At 59.8% G+C, this 14,081-nt stretch carries 18 protein-coding genes; 10 read left to right on the top strand and 8 right to left on the bottom strand.

The features are described from left to right. The first annotated feature begins 61 nt into the window (after positions 1-61). The 5 genes from hisD to M8013_RS21525 are packed head-to-tail and all read left to right on the top strand — an operon-like array spanning position 62 to position 4,845. Positions 62-1,384, top strand: a complete 1,323-nt coding sequence (gene hisD, locus M8013_RS21545; protein ID WP_271269796.1) for a histidinol dehydrogenase — start codon at positions 62-64, stop codon at positions 1,382-1,384. A gap of 3 nt (positions 1,385-1,387) precedes the next feature. Continuing rightward, positions 1,388-2,152, top strand: coding sequence for an SDR family NAD(P)-dependent oxidoreductase (locus tag M8013_RS21540; protein WP_271269795.1), 765 nt, complete (start codon positions 1,388-1,390; stop codon positions 2,150-2,152). Positions 2,153-2,157: 5 nt separating this feature from the next. After that, on the top strand, positions 2,158-2,892 hold the full coding sequence (locus M8013_RS21535; RefSeq protein ID WP_271269794.1) for an alpha/beta fold hydrolase: 735 nt from the start codon (positions 2,158-2,160) through the stop codon (positions 2,890-2,892). Then, a complete protein-coding gene (locus M8013_RS21530) occupies positions 2,879-3,667 on the top strand; it encodes an HpcH/HpaI aldolase family protein (RefSeq protein ID WP_271269793.1) in 789 nt (262 codons plus the stop codon). Before M8013_RS21535 ends, M8013_RS21530 begins: the two co-directional genes overlap by 14 nt. An 11-nt stretch (positions 3,668-3,678) precedes the next feature. Next, positions 3,679-4,845, top strand: coding sequence for a cupin domain-containing protein (locus tag M8013_RS21525; protein ID WP_271269792.1), 1,167 nt, complete (start codon positions 3,679-3,681; stop codon positions 4,843-4,845). Between the two features lie 40 nt (positions 4,846-4,885). On the opposite strand, the gene M8013_RS21520 is transcribed toward M8013_RS21525, so the two are convergent. Next, complete coding sequence (locus M8013_RS21520; protein WP_271269791.1) at positions 4,886-5,521, bottom strand: carbonic anhydrase; 636 nt, start codon at positions 5,519-5,521, stop codon at positions 4,886-4,888. Positions 5,522-5,572: 51 nt separating this feature from the next. Beyond that, positions 5,573-6,382: an MBL fold metallo-hydrolase gene (locus M8013_RS21515; protein ID WP_271269790.1), complete on the bottom strand. Its 810-nt coding sequence runs from the start codon at positions 6,380-6,382 to the stop codon at positions 5,573-5,575. Positions 6,383-6,519: 137 nt separating this feature from the next. On the opposite strand from M8013_RS21515, the gene M8013_RS21510 reads away from it, so the two are divergent. Next, a complete protein-coding gene (locus M8013_RS21510; RefSeq protein ID WP_101737839.1) occupies positions 6,520-6,660 on the top strand; it encodes a hypothetical protein in 141 nt (46 codons plus the stop codon). Between the two features lie 152 nt (positions 6,661-6,812). Here the strand turns inward: M8013_RS21510 and M8013_RS21505 are convergent, their stop codons facing one another. The 4 genes from M8013_RS21505 to M8013_RS21490 form a co-directional block, all read right to left on the bottom strand. Further along, a complete protein-coding gene (locus M8013_RS21505) occupies positions 6,813-7,295 on the bottom strand; it encodes a GlcG/HbpS family heme-binding protein (protein WP_271269789.1) in 483 nt (160 codons plus the stop codon). Positions 7,296-7,372: 77 nt separating this feature from the next. Continuing rightward, a complete protein-coding gene (locus tag M8013_RS21500; RefSeq protein WP_271269788.1) occupies positions 7,373-7,996 on the bottom strand; it encodes a response regulator transcription factor in 624 nt (207 codons plus the stop codon). Then, the gene (locus M8013_RS21495; RefSeq protein ID WP_271269787.1) at positions 7,989-9,314 is read right to left on the bottom strand and encodes a sensor histidine kinase; all 1,326 of its coding nucleotides are present in this window, start codon (positions 9,312-9,314) and stop codon (positions 7,989-7,991) included. Before M8013_RS21495 ends, M8013_RS21500 begins: the two co-directional genes overlap by 8 nt. Positions 9,315-9,464: 150 nt before the next feature. Then, positions 9,465-9,632 carry a hypothetical protein gene (locus tag M8013_RS21490; protein WP_271269786.1) on the bottom strand — a complete coding sequence of 56 codons (168 nt, stop codon included), beginning with the start codon at positions 9,630-9,632 and terminating at the stop codon, positions 9,465-9,467. Positions 9,633-9,873: 241 nt separating this feature from the next. On the opposite strand from M8013_RS21490, the gene M8013_RS21485 reads away from it, so the two are divergent. Genes M8013_RS21485 through M8013_RS21470 form a run of 4 tightly spaced genes read left to right on the top strand, consistent with a single transcriptional unit; the run spans position 9,874 to position 12,950 of the window. Beyond that, a complete protein-coding gene (locus M8013_RS21485) occupies positions 9,874-10,692 on the top strand; it encodes an ABC transporter substrate-binding protein (protein ID WP_271269785.1) in 819 nt (272 codons plus the stop codon). A 1-nt stretch (position 10,693) separates the two neighbouring features. Next, a complete protein-coding gene (locus tag M8013_RS21480) occupies positions 10,694-11,509 on the top strand; it encodes an amino acid ABC transporter ATP-binding protein (RefSeq protein WP_271269784.1) in 816 nt (271 codons plus the stop codon). Then, a complete protein-coding gene (locus tag M8013_RS21475) occupies positions 11,509-12,276 on the top strand; it encodes an amino acid ABC transporter permease (RefSeq protein WP_271269783.1) in 768 nt (255 codons plus the stop codon). The genes M8013_RS21480 and M8013_RS21475 overlap by 1 nt, the downstream gene beginning before the upstream one ends. Further along, positions 12,270-12,950: an amino acid ABC transporter permease gene (locus tag M8013_RS21470; RefSeq protein ID WP_271269782.1), complete on the top strand. Its 681-nt coding sequence runs from the start codon at positions 12,270-12,272 to the stop codon at positions 12,948-12,950. Before M8013_RS21475 ends, M8013_RS21470 begins: the two co-directional genes overlap by 7 nt. On the opposite strand, the gene fumD is transcribed toward M8013_RS21470, so the two are convergent. Then, positions 12,931-13,140 (bottom strand): fumarate hydratase FumD, encoded by a 210-nt coding sequence (gene fumD / locus M8013_RS21465; protein WP_271269781.1) that lies wholly within the window; start codon positions 13,138-13,140, stop codon positions 12,931-12,933. The genes M8013_RS21470 and fumD overlap by 20 nt on opposite strands. 106 nt (positions 13,141-13,246) lie before the next feature. Beyond that, complete coding sequence (locus M8013_RS21460; RefSeq protein WP_271269780.1) at positions 13,247-14,059, bottom strand: MetQ/NlpA family ABC transporter substrate-binding protein; 813 nt, start codon at positions 14,057-14,059, stop codon at positions 13,247-13,249. Between the last annotated feature and the right edge of the window lie 22 nt (positions 14,060-14,081).

Below are 14,081 nucleotides of genomic sequence, written 5' to 3'. Positions count from 1 at the left end.
TGATGTTTATCCCGGTTCGCCGGGAGGCTATCCGTCATCTCAAATATGAAAGGAAACGATTGTGGCTTATATATTAAAAACCAGTAAACCGGTTCAGGAACGTCAGGATGCACAGCGTCAGATAAGAGAAACGGTGGAAACCATTCTTGCGGATATTGAACAGCGTGGGAATAAAGCCATCCGCGAATTATCGATTAAATTCGACCGCTACGATCGCCAGGATTATCGCCTGACCGATGCCGAAATTAACGCCTGTATGAAAAAACTGAGCCGTCAGGATATTATCGATATCGAATTCGCCCAGCAGCAGGTGTTTAATTTTGCCCGCGCCCAGCGAGAATGCCTGCTCGATCTGGAAATCGAAACGCGCCCCGGGGTGATCCTCGGTCATAAAAATATCCCCATTAATGCCGTCGGCTGTTATGTGCCGGGTGGCAAATACCCGCTGCTGGCCTCGGCGCATATGTCGATTATTACCGCCAACGTCGCGGGCTGCTCGCGCATCGTCAGCTGCGCTCCGCCGTTCGGCGGCGAACCCGCCCCGGCGATCGTGGCGGCGCAAAAAATGGCCGGGGCCACCGAGATTTACGCTCTGGGCGGCATTCAGGCCATCGGCGCGATGGCGCTGGGCACCGATTCGCTGGCCCCGGTGGATATGCTGGTCGGGCCGGGCAACGCCTTTGTCGCCGAAGCCAAGCGCCAGCTGTTTGGCCGGGTCGGCATTGACCTGTTTGCCGGGCCAACCGAGACGCTGGTGATTGCCGACGAAACGGTCGACGCCGAAATGTGCGCCACCGATCTGCTGGGCCAGGCCGAACATGGCGTCACCACTCCCGCCATTCTGCTGACCAACTCGATGCGGCTGGCCAAAGAGACGCTGCGCGAAATCGACCGCCTGCTGGAAAAACTGCCTACCGCCGACATTGCGCGCCAGGCGTGGCGCGACTACGGCGAAATCATCGTCTGCGACAGCTATGACGAAATGCTCGCCGAAGCCGACCGCATCGCCTCTGAGCATGTGCAGGTCATGACCGACCGCGACGACTGGTTCCTGGCAAATCTGACCAACTTTGGCGCGCTGTTCCTCGGCCCGCGCACCAACGTCGCCTACGGTGACAAGGTGATTGGCACCAACCACACCCTGCCAACGCAAAAAGCGGCCCGCTATACCGGCGGCCTGTGGGTCGGCAAGTTCATGAAAACCTGCACCTGGCAGAAGGTGCTCAGCGATGAAGCCACCGCCGAGATTGGCAGCTACTGCTCACGCCTGTCGCTGCTGGAAGGCTTCGCCGGGCATGCCGAGCAGGCCAATATCCGCGTGCGCCGCTACGGCCAGGTGGATGTGCCGTACGCCACCCCCGCGCCGGTCAGAGAAAAGGTATAAGGCATGACCTTTCCTGAAATGCCTTCTTTCAGCCTGCACGGGAAACGCGCTCTGGTGACAGGTGGCTCCAAAGGGCTGGGATTCGCCTGCGCCGTCGCCCTGGCGCAGGCCGGGGCAGAGGTATGGATTGCCGCCCGGGATCGCCCGGCGCTGGACGCGGCCGCCACGCTCGCCGCCGAACGCGGGCTGACGCTGCATCCGGTGTCGCTGGATATCACCGACGTCGCGCAGGTCGAGCAGGTGCTTTCGCCCCTGCCCGCCTTCGAGATCCTGGTGAACAGCGCCGGGCTGGCGCGCCACGAGCCGTTTCTGACGGTGAGTGAAGCCAGCTTCGATGCGGTGATGGCCATCAACCTGCGGGCCACCTTTTTTATCAGCCAGCAGGTGGCGGCGCGGATGCGCGAGGAGCAAATTGCCGGGTCGATTATCCATATCTCGTCGCAGATGGGTCACGTCGGCGGCCCGAGCCGCAGCGTCTACTGTGCCTCCAAATTCGCGCTGGAGGGCTTAACCAAAGCGATGGCGCTGGAGCTGGGCGACGCGGGGATCCGAGTTAACACCCTGTGCCCGACCTTTATTGAGACCGCGCTTTCTGCGCGTTCGCTGGGCGAACCCGCCTTTCGTCGCTACGTGCTGGACAACATTAAGCTCGGGCGGCTGGGCACCGTCGAAGACGTGATGGGACCGGTGGTGTTTCTGGCCTCCGATGCGGCGGGGATGATCACCGGTAGCGCGCTGATGGTCGACGGCGGCTGGACCGCAACCTGAGGACGATGATGACCACGCTCAATACTCGCCATCTGCCGCTGGTGCTGGCTGGCGGCACGCTGTGCAACCGCCGCCTCTGGCAGCCGACCCTCGACCGGCTCAACGTATCCGCGGCGATCTGTCCCGAGCTGACGGCGGACACCTCAGCCGAAGATGCCTCGAAGCGGCTGCTGAGCGAACTTCCGACGCGCTTCCTGCTGGCGGGCTTTTCGCTGGGGGCGATCGTGGCGCTGCAGATGATTGCCGACGCGCCCGAACGGATTGCCGGACTGGCGCTGCTGTCGGTCAACCCGCTTGCCGATCTGCCGGAAAATGCGGCGCTACGCCGCGAGGCGGTAAGTGCCGCCCGGCAACAGGGACTGACGAACTGGCTCTCTGCCAGCTTGTGGCCAAAGTACGTGGCCCCGTCGCGCACCCACGACCGGGAGCTGCACGACATCATCTGCCAGATGGCAGAAGCGTGCGGGCCTGAGACGCTGGCGACCCAGACCGAAATCGCGATTTCCCGGCGCGATAATCGCGAGGCGTTGGCCGCCCTGGCCTGCCCGATCCTTATTATTAACGGCCTGCACGATCCGATCTGCACGCCCCACCACCACCAGCTGGCCGCCGGGAGCGCCTCGCAAGCGACGAGCGTCACCCTCCCCGGTGCCGGGCACTTTACCGTGCTCGAAGCGCCCGACGAGGTTGCGCCCCCGCTGCGCCAGTGGATTCAGGAGTGTTTAGATGCGACAGAATAAACTCAAGGCGCTGCGCGAAAACGCCGCCATTATTAACGGCTGGCTGGCGATCCCGTCCAGCTACAGCGCCGAAATCCTGGGCCATCAGGGATACGATGCCATCACCGTCGATCTCCAGCATGGGATGATTGATTTTGCCAGCGCACTGACCATGCTGCAGGCGATCTCTGCCACCCCGGCGGTGCCGCTGGTGCGGGTCTCCGATAACGACCCGGCGCAAATCATGCGCATGCTCGATGCCGGGGCCTACGGCATTATCTGCCCGATGATCTCCACCCCGGAAGAGGCCCGCCGCTTTGTCGCCGCCTGCCGCTATCCCCCGCTGGGCAATCGCTCGTTTGGCCCGGCACGCGGCTTGCTGTACGGCGGTGCCGATTACCCTCAGCACGCCAACAACGAAATTCTGACCCTGGCGATGATTGAAACCCGCGAAGGGCTGGCGAACCTCGATGCGATTCTGGCGACCGACGGGTTAGACGGGGTGTTTATCGGCCCGAACGATCTGTCCCTGACCCTCACCGGCAGCGCCAGCGCCGAATCCCGTCACCCGGAGATGCTGGCCGCCGTTGAGCGGGTGGTCAGCCGCTGTCGTCAGACCCACAAACTGGCCGGTATTTTTTGCACCTCCGGCGATGCCGCCGCCCGGCGCATCAGCGAAGGTTTTCAGTTTGTCACCCCCGCGAACGATGTCATGCAACTGGGTCGCGCCTCGCGTGAGGCCATCGCCCAGGCGCGCGGCAACGCGATCCCCACGACCGGCGCATCTGGCTATTAACAGGAGAGAACATGAAAGCACGTCACATTACCCCGGAACTGGCGAAAAGCCGCCTGGTCACACCTGAAGATATGGTGTCCTGTAATCTTGCGTTTATTGACTGCAAGCTGCCGGGTTCGCACCTGAAACAGAACTACTCGTTTGTGGGACCGGGCGTGACCCAGTCGTCCGCCCAGGTGGTGAACATTCCTGAGCCGCACGGCTTTAACATCGGCGCGGCGGCGATGCCGAAAGGGGTCACCAATAATTTGCATCTGCACTTTACGGCAGAAGTGTTTTTGATCCACGAAGGGACATGGCGTTTTCGCTGGGGGGCAAACGGCGAAAATGAAACCGAGCTTAGCGCCCCGGCGATTCTGTCGATTCCGACGTGGATCTTCCGCGGCTTCACTAACGTCAGTAAGGAAGAGACCTGCGGGATGGTCTACACGGTGCTGGGCGGGAACAATACCGGGGGGATCATCTGGCACCCGTCGATTCTGAATGCGGCCAGCGAATACGGCCTGTATCTAAGCAAAGAGAATATGCTCATCGACGTGAATGCAGGCGATACCCTGCCGGAACCCGCGGGGCTGCTGACACCGCTGCCGGCGGAAGAGATCGCCGCCCTACGCCACTACTCCGTGGAAGAGATGCGCCAGCGGGCGGTGGCCGGAGCGGATCGCCGCTGGTCTGCGGCAGGGCTACTGGATTCAGTGCTGCCGGGTCACGGCGGCGAGATTGCGCCGGTGATTGGCTTTGGCATCAGCCAGGACAAACACGCGGCCCCGACGATCGTTAACCCGCACGGCTTCTCGGTGGAATGGCTGCGGCTCGCGGCCGATCACGTGGTCGGGCGGCACCTGTGCCCGGACGTGCAGGTGATCATGGTGTTTAAAGGCACGCTGGAAGTGACGTGGAATGTCGAGGGCGAAGAGGTAAGTATTGTTGCGCCTGAACGTTCTGTGATTTCGGTTCCGGCTAATAGCTGGCGGCGTTACCGCGCGCTGGAGGGTGAGATGGAGTGCATCCTGACGACCGAGGGCGATCAGCGTAAGCGCGTCTACTGGGATCAGGAAATTCTGCAACAAGCCCGGGCGGCAAACCGCTGTCTCGATCCGGATGGCTATGTGACGGCGGTGGATCTGCTGCCTGAAACGGCGAAGCGAGCGGGTTTGAGACTGGAAGTGATGCCTTAAGCAAATTCAGGGCGGGAGATCCCGCCCTGCGGGTGCGTTTTTACTCGAAGTAAACGCCAGGATTGTCGGACAGCGAGACAAACGTCTTGCTGTTCTTATCCAGCGCGCGAATGTCGCCGCTTTCAATATCGTAAACCCAACCGTGCAGGCGAATGCTGTCGTTACGCAGACCCACCGCAACCGACGGGTGCGTTTTGATGTTGCTCAACTGTGCAAACACGTTTTCCTGCACCATCGCATTGACTTTATCGGTCGGATTGTCCCAGGTTTTGTTTTCCACCACCGCTTTTGCCGCGTCGGAATAGCGCAGCCAGTGAGAGACCGCCGGCATCGGATCGAGGTTCGCGTTGTCGGCAATCGCCTTCATCGCGCCACAGTTAGAGTGGCCGCAGATCACGATATCGGTCACGCCCAGTACCACCACGGCATATTCGATGGTGGCTGACACGCCGCCGGGCTCGGGCCCGAATGGCGGCACAATGTTGCCAGCATTACGAATGACAAAGAGCTGTCCGGGATCCTGCTGGGTGACGAGTTCCGGCACCAGTCGGCTGTCAGAACAGGAGATGAAAAGCGCTTTGGGATTCTGACTGGAGGCCAGACTGCGGAACAGTTCTTTACGTTGTGGAAAAACGTCTTTTTGAAAGCTGAGAAAACCTTCAATGATATGTTGCATGGCGATGTCTCATTTTTCTGTAATGATTTAGACATGATCAAGATCATGTTTTTAGAGTTTAGCCACCGGGCCGGGGTTGAGACAAGCAATATATTTCTGGCCCGACCGGATGACAATCTCCCTGGCATCGGCAGAAATGTTCTGCCCTTCAAAGGCCCCATACAGCCGTGAGAAGCGCACGCTGTCCAGCCGGGTGATGATGTCCCTCACCGTCGCGGCCGGGAGCGGCAGCATATTCGGGTAGCTCCACATAAACGACACTGCGTCTTTTCCGGGGGTCACCTGCAAAATATCACCCGCCAGCAGCACACCCGGTTCGCGGTTCCAGTGCAGCACCGTGCCACCGGCAAAATGCCCGCCAAGCCTTACCAGCGTAACCGCCGGGGCAATCTCAAGCCTGTCGCCCTCCCAGAATCGCAGTGCCGGGCTGTCGCGCATCACCCACTCCCTGTCGCTGGCATGCAGATACACCGGGGCGTTAAAGGCCGCCGCCCAGTCCTGCATCGTGGTGTAGTAATGCGGATGCGAAAGGGCAATGGCGCTGATCCCGCCGAGCGCGGTCACCAGCGCGTGGGTGGCGCTGTCGAGACTGGCAATGCAGTCCCACAGCACGTTGCCCTGCGGGGTGCGCAGCAAAATGGCGCGCTGGTTAATGGCGAATTTGGGCACGGTTTTGATGCTGAACAGGCCGGGCTCAAGCTGCTGCCATTTATTGCTATGGGTTGCGGTCAGGGCGTCAAACGCGATCCACGCCTGGCCTGTCGAGGGCACATACTGGCGTTCATCTTCACAAATGGGGCACCGTTTGGGTTCTGTCGGCTGGTCATAGGACGTGCCGCAGGTCTGGCATAGGGTAATCATTGCCGCTCCTTTACCGGGTTAATGCCTGAGTATGGCAAGGATTATCCTTATGTGCGCTCTGCGCGGCGGGGTGCCTCCTGCGCCGGTTTTACCCTATAATACGAGCTGGAACAAAAACTGAATAAAGCAGGTACATGATGGAAATTGATCTCGACAATCTGGTATTTAACGGACTGGAAGAAGCAGAAGAGCGCAACGCGGAACGTCTGGACGATGCGGATAAAAAAGCGCAGGCGATAGTGGCGGACGATGACTGCGGCGACGCCTGCAAGATCTAGCAAAAAGCCCCGGATTATCCGGGGCTTTTTTTGTAGTGCCCGCCTTTTTGCCGGGTGGCGGCTTCGCCTTAGCCGGCCTACAAAACCTGACCGTAGGCCCGGGCAAGCGAAGCGCCGCCGGGCAATATGCAGCATGTTTGCCAGGACGGGTATTACGACTTCTTCAGGCTGTCAATTGCCTGCTGGGCACAGGCTTCATCCAGGTGCCCACCCGGTGCGCCACCAATACCGATCGCGCCAATCACATCATCCCCTTCTTTTACCGGCAGGCCACCGGCCAGCAGCAGCAGGCCCGGGATATCACGCAGGTTTTGTGCGCCCGCGTTGCTTTGCGCCGACTCCATCACTTTACCCGACGCATTTTTGGTGCTCAGCGCGGTAAAGGCTTTCATCTCGCTGGCCTTCAGGGTATGCGGACCGGCGTTATCCGTGCGCTGTACCGCTTTTACCACCCCGGCGCGATCCACCACCGTGACGCTCACCTGGTAGTTTTTCGCCATACAGGCCTGAACGGCGGCGCTGGCCAGCGCGTTCGCCTGAGTCAGCGACAGGCTGTTTTGCGCCACAGATTGTGCGTGCGCCGATACGCCGACCATCCCTGCAACCCCGATTACTGCCATCATTACCTTTTTCATCGCACATCCTCTTATCAGTGGGAACACCTGAAGCATATCGGGGAGGCGGCACGAATGTTATTCGGTCGATTACGCAGCTAGCCTGGTAGTTCTACGGATTGCAATTTGTCATATTCCCGGATGGCCTGAACCAGGCTGGCAACACCCAGCTTAAGGAACACCGCCGCCCGGTGCGCTTCAACCGTACGCGGAGAGAGATCCAGGCGCGCGGCGACCTCTTTATTACTGCCCCCGTCCATCAGGGCGTGCAGTACTTCGAACTCGCGGGCGCTGAGTTGGGCAAACAGCGCCCGCACCCGCGTGACCTCTTGCCATACGCCCACCCGCTGCTGGCTTTCTGCCAGCGCCGCGGTAACGGACTCGATCAGCTTGTCGGCATCCAGCGGTTTGGTGAAGAACTCAAACACCCCATTGTGAAACGCGCGTCGGCAGGCATCGATGGTGCCATGCCCGGTCATCAGGATCACCGGCAGCAGCGGCCATGGCCATCTGCCCTCTTCCAGCCAGGCCAGGCCGCCTTTCCCTGGCATGCGCATATCCAGCAGCAGACAGCCGGTAAGCGCGGTATCGCTACCGTGTGCGGTGGTAAACGCCGCGATACTGTCAAACGCCTTTATCTGCCAGTTCATTCCCGACAGCAGGAACACCAGCGACTCCCGAACTGACGCATCATCGTCGATGAGGTAAATAATGTTATCCATGCGTGCGACTCCCCTGACGATCAAACTGCAGCATCACCCGCGCCCCACCGTCCGGGGCGTTATCCAGCGAAATAGTGCCGTTCATTCTGGTCAATAACGACTCCGTTAAGGTCATGCCCAGCCCAATCCCCTCTTTGCGTCCGCTGTAGAACGGCATAAAGGCATTCTCCAGCGCCTCCGGGGTAAAGCCCGGCCCGCCGTCGGTGACGGTCAACGTGGTGCGATCCCGTTCTGCGCGGCTGGCGATGTGCACCCAGCCTGCGGGCTTGTCCTGCTGGGCCTGGATGGCGTTGCTAAGCAGATTATGCAGCACCTGCTCCAGCCACAGCCGGTCGGCAAACAGCGCGCGCGCGTCCGGGGCAAAATCATGGGTGACACGAATATGTTTCGCGCTGCGCTCATGCTCCAGCAAATTCCCGACATGCTGCCAGCACTCGGTCAGATCGACCTCGCGCAGGGTCACCTCTTCCTCGGCTACATGCTCGCGAAAGCGCGTCAGCAGGGCGTTAATCCGTTGGGTCTGGATCAGGGCGGCAGCCAGCGCCTGCGATACTGCCGCAGAATTGCCCTGCACCAGTTGGCGCTGCGCCCCCTGGATCCAGGTCTGTACGGCCGTCAGCGGCTGGTTGATCTCATGCACAATCCCGGCGGTGATCTCGCCCAGGGTGTTGAGACGGGCATGTTGATAATAGCGGGCACGACGGTCGGCATTTTGCCGCTGCGTTCGCTGCCAGACGATGGCCCCGACCGCGGTGGTGACTATCGTCCAGCCCAGAAACAGCAGCACGAAAGGCAGCAGCGGGATCTGCGTCCAGGCGGGTTGCGCACTGGCGGCGAGCGTAAACGGCTGGGTATGCTGCGAAAACTGTCGCTGCCAGTGCCAGAAGGCGTCTTGCTGAACAGGCGGCGTGCCGTCGAGGTGCAGGGTAATGTGGGAAAAACGCGGGTTGGCGTGCAGCACCGTTTGCGGGTCGATCAACACCCTAATTTGCCGCCAGGGGTTGTACAGCCAGTATTGCTCGCCTTCGGCAGACTCCACCCGCGCCGCGTCGAGCGCGCGATCGGTGGTCTTTTGCAGGGTGACGATTTGCGGGAATTTTTTGCGCAGCGCAGCCAGATCTTCGTCGCCATTAAGCAGGGGTAAGATCGATTCGTTTTGCGTGAGCATCGCCCCCACTTCCGAGAAGGTGGTGGCAAACTGCTGATCCAGCGCCCAGAACTGGCGGCGGATCTGTTCGGCATACAGCAACGCGCTGCTGATCAGGAAGAGCAGTAACCCAAGGAGGATCCCGCGGTGGATAAAATGTTTGTTGTTCATCCGCTTAACTGGCTTAAGTGAGGTCGCCAGAAACCTTAGCAGGTTGCGGAGCCGGGGACAAAACCAGGATGTGATTTTGGATGTTAACATCCAGTTTAGTTTTTAAGGACGCACACCTCGTTCCAGTAGGTTTCCCGCACCATGCGGTGTTCAGCGTTGCGTTTGGTCATAGAACCACTCCGGATCGATAGTGGCAATGTCCACGCCATACAGGCTGGCAGCAGGCAAGATGGACTCAAGAACACGTTGCGCACTGTTCTCTGCACCCTCGGTTCGCCCTGCAAATAACCGTCGTAACGTACTCAGTAATTTTCCCATTGCCGCTTTCCTCTGTGTTCAGCCTGCATTCAGTAAACCTGCAACGGGGCGCAAAGGGAAATGCGAATACCGGCAGAGAATGTGCGCAAACTGCAAAAGGCCGCCTGTCATTTACTTACGCGTAACACACTGTTCACTAATCACTTTTTTCATATAGCAAAGTCATTTTTCTTATTTGGCCGGGCGTAAAGGTTATGGGAGCGTAACAGGACAAAACCAAAACACAGAGGCAGTGAATTTTATGGCAATACAGACAAAACTGGCGCTGGCACTCGGTCTGCTGACCGCAGGCGGCTTGCTTTCAACCCAGGTGCAGGCAGATCAGCTGGCGGATATTAAAGCCGCCGGGGTGGTCAAAGTAGCCACCTTCGACGCCAACCCGCCGTTCGGCTCGGTGGATGCCAAAAGCCATGAGATCGTCGGCTATGACGTTGATTTCGCCCAGGCGCTGGCGAAAGCCCTGGGGGTTAAGCTGGAGTTAGTCGCCACTAACCCGGCAAACCGCATTCCACTGCTGCAGTCCGGGAAAGCAGACCTGATCGTGGCGGACATCACCATCACCCCGGAGCGCGCACAGGTAATCGACTTTTCCACCCCGTACTTTGTGACCGGCCAACAGTTCCTGGTCCCGGCCAACGGCGCGGATAAACTGGATGCCTACGGTAAGGCACGCATTGGCGCGGTGAAAGGCACCACCGGGGAACAGGCCCTGCATCAGCGCTTCCCGCAGTCCCGTGTGCTCTCTTATGATGATATTCCGCTGGCACTGACCGCGTTGCGCAACGGCAACGTGCAGGCGATCACCCAGGACAGCACCATTCTGGCGGGTCTGCTGGCCCAGGCACCAGATAAAGCCAGCTTCAAAATCCTGCCCGACCTGCTCAGTAAAGAAGAGATCGGCGTCGGGGTGAAAAAAGGCGAAACCGCGTTGCTGAAAGTGGTGAATGACGAACTGGTCAAACTGGAGGGCAGCGGCGACGCGGCAAAAATTTACGACGTCTGGTTTGGCCCGCAGACCCCTTCCCCGCAGCCGCGCGCCTTTACAATAGAAGCCCAGTAAGATGTTCTCGGGTCTCTTTTCATCTTCCGCGGCCGATGCCGCGGATTTTGCGCATCTGGAGCAGGCCAGCGTCACCTTTTGCGATGTAGTGAAGCGCTACGGCGATCGCCCGGTGCTGAAAGGTGTCAGCCTGAGCATCACGCCCGGCGAGGTGGTGGCGATCCTCGGCCCTTCCGGCTCCGGCAAATCCACCCTGATTCGGCTGATCAACCAGCTCGAAACCTTAACCTCTGGCGAGATCTTGATCGACGGGAAACCGACGCGCCAGTTGAGCCGCCGGGCGTTGCGGCAGTTGCGCAGCCGGGTCGGCTTTGTGTTTCAGCAGTTTAATCTCTACGCCCATCTGACCGCCCGGCAAAACATCACCCTCGCGCTGGAGCAGGTTCACGGCTGGTCGTCGGCGCAGGCGCAGACCCGTGCCGGGGCCCTGCTCAGTCAGGTGGGGATGGCGGATAAAGCCGATCAGTATCCCGATACCCTCTCCGGCGGGCAGCAGCAGCGGGTGGCGATTGCCCGGGCGCTGGCCTCCTCGCCGCAGATCGTGCTGTTTGACGAGCCGACCTCGGCGCTCGATCCCGAGATGATTGGCGAGGTGCTGTTGGTGATGAAAGCCCTCGCCCACAGCGGGATCACCATGATTGTGGTCACCCACGAGATGCAGTTCGCCCGCGAGATTGCCGATCGGGTGGTGTTTATCGATGAGGGGCAGATTCTGGAAGTGGCCCCTCCCGAGCAGTTCTTTCAGCATCCCGCCCATCCGCGCGCGCGCCGTTTTCTACAGAAGGTGCTCAATCCACTTCATCAGGACGCAGTGTAATGCCCACCCTTGACTGGCAAGGGGTGCTGACCGGCCAGCCCTTGCAGTGGATCCTGTCCGGTTTCTTAACCACCCTGTGGGTGACACTGGCGGGTGCGCTGGTCGCCAGCTTTCTCGCCCTCGCCTGCCTCGGATTGCGCCTCGCGGGCGGCCGCCCCGGCGCGGCAGTCGTCGCCGTATGGGTTTCGCTGTTTCGCAACACGCCGCTGCTGGTGCAGCTTCTGTTCTGGTATTTCGCTGCCTGGAACGGCCTGCCTCAGGCCTTTCGCGCCTTTGTGCTGGCCGATCACCCCTGGTCGGTGCTGCCGGGCAACGTCTGGTGGTTTACACCGGAGTTTCTCTGCTCGGCCTGGGGGCTGGGGGTCTTTACCTCGGCGTTTTTAACCGAAGAGGTCACTGCGGGAATGCGGGCGGTCTCCAGCGGCCAGCGAGAGGCGGCGCTGGCGCAGGGTTTTTCGTCATGGCGGCTACTGCAACACATCCTGCTGCCGCAAGGCCTGGCCAACGCCTGGCAGCCGGTGGTGGGTCAGTACCTTAATCTGATGAAACTCTCGTCGCTGGCCAGCGGCATCGGCTTTGCCGAACTCACCTATCAGGTGCGCCAGATCGAAAGTTATAACGCCCACGCGCTGGAAGCCTTCAGCGTCGGCACAGTGCTGTACCTGCTGACCGGCATCGCGCTGGGCATGCTGCTGACAAAGATGGGGCCTTCGCCCGGACGGCGGCGTAAAACCAACACCCTGTTAAGGAGTAAAGAGTCATGTTAGCCGGGTTTAGCGTAATTACCGACAACCTTGATTATCTGCTGTGGGGGCGCCTCAGTGCCGGGCAGCCAGGCGGCGTGCTGCTGACGCTGCTGATGGCCTGCGGCGCGGCGGCGCTGGCGCTCCCGGCGGGCATTGCGCTGGCGGGCCTCGCCTGGCGTTTCCCGGGCGTTATTCGCCAGACGCTCTTCGCATGGGCAGAGCTGATTCGCGGGATCCCGCTGATTTTTGTCATTTTCTGGATGTGGTATTTGCTGCCGCTTCTCACCGGGGGCGATCTGCCCGGCGCGTTAACCGTCACGCTGGCGCTGGCGTGGTTTAGCGCGGCGGCGGTGATGCACTCGGTGCTGGCGGGGCTGCGAGCGTTACCTGGCGGTCAGTACGAGGCCGCGCAGTCGCAGGGGTTTAGCGCGCTGCAAACGCTGTGGCGACTGCTGTTGCCGCAGGCGCTGCGCAACATTTTGCCGTCGCTGACAGGGATTTTTATCAGCCTGCTGAAGGACACTTCACTTGCTTTTATTGTCAACGTGCCGGAGCTAACCACCGTTGCCGGACAGGTTAACAACCGGGTGCAGATTTACCCGGCGGCTATTTTTATCTTTACGGGACTGGTCTATTACCTGCTGTGCTGCTCCCTTGAGCAGCTGGTAAAACGGGTTAACCGGCCAGCGCTTTAACCACCGTCTCCATCGCCTGGGTGGTTAATTCACTGCGTGGCACGCGCTGGTTCGCCAGCGCGGTGCGCACAACACCGGCGATCACGATATGCTTAGGCTCCTGCCCCAGGTCGCGCATCTCAAGAACGACTTTGCCCACCACACGACACATCTCCTGATACAGCGCTTCGTCTTTGGTCACATTGCCCATTACTCTCACTCCATTGCCTAAAACGTCAGCTTAATTGATTCACCGGCTGTATACAAAAAAGAAGCCCGGCGAGACACTCGCCGGGCTTGCAAAAAGTAGCCGTGAATCAGTTATTAACCGGGATCACCGCGCCTTTGTACTTGGTGCGGATCCAATCCTGAATTTCTTTGGAGTGCAGCACGTTCACCAGGGCTACGATATCTTTTTTCTTCTCGTCGCCACGGTGCACGGTGATGATGTTGGCGTACGGGTTGTTTTCACCGCTTTCGACCGCAATCGGATCGTGAACCGGGTCCAGACCGGCGTCGATGGCGTAGTTGGCGTTGATCACCACCGCCGCGCCTTCGTCGTTGTTATACATCTGCGGCAGCAGCGCTGCTTCAACGTTCGGGGTGAACTGCAGCTTTTTCGGGTTCTCAACGATGTCGCTGATGCGCGCGGTCACTTTGTCGATGCCCGGCTTCAGTTTGATGACGCCCTCTTTCTCGAAGATAGAGAGAATACGCCCCTCTTCGGACACCGCATCACGCATGATGATTTTGCCGCCTTCCGGCAGATCTTTCAGCGATTTGAATTTTTTAGAGTAGATGCCGATTGGTTCGATGTGGATCGCACCGGCGCTGACAAAATCATAGGTTTTATCGCCAGCGTGATCTTTCAGGACGCTGTTCAGATAAGGAATGTGCTGGAAATAGTTGGCGTCGATGTCACGACCTGCCAGCGCGGTGTTCGGCAGGATGTAATCCTGGAACGGTTTGATCTCCAGATCGATACCCTGTTTGGCGAGGATCGGCTTAGCCTGCTCGAGGATTTCGGCGTGCGGCGTGTTGGACGCGCCTACAGTCAGGGTATCAGCCCAGGAAGCAAAGCTCAGGGCGCTCAGGGTTGCTGCGGCGATCAACGTCAGTGTTTTTTTCATGATGTGGTTCCTGTGTGTTTGT

The organism is Silvania confinis, assembly GCF_025564085.1.
Classification (GTDB): Bacteria; Pseudomonadota; Gammaproteobacteria; order Enterobacterales; family Enterobacteriaceae; genus Enterobacter; species Enterobacter confinis.
This window is presented reverse-complemented; position numbering and strand designations above follow the sequence as displayed.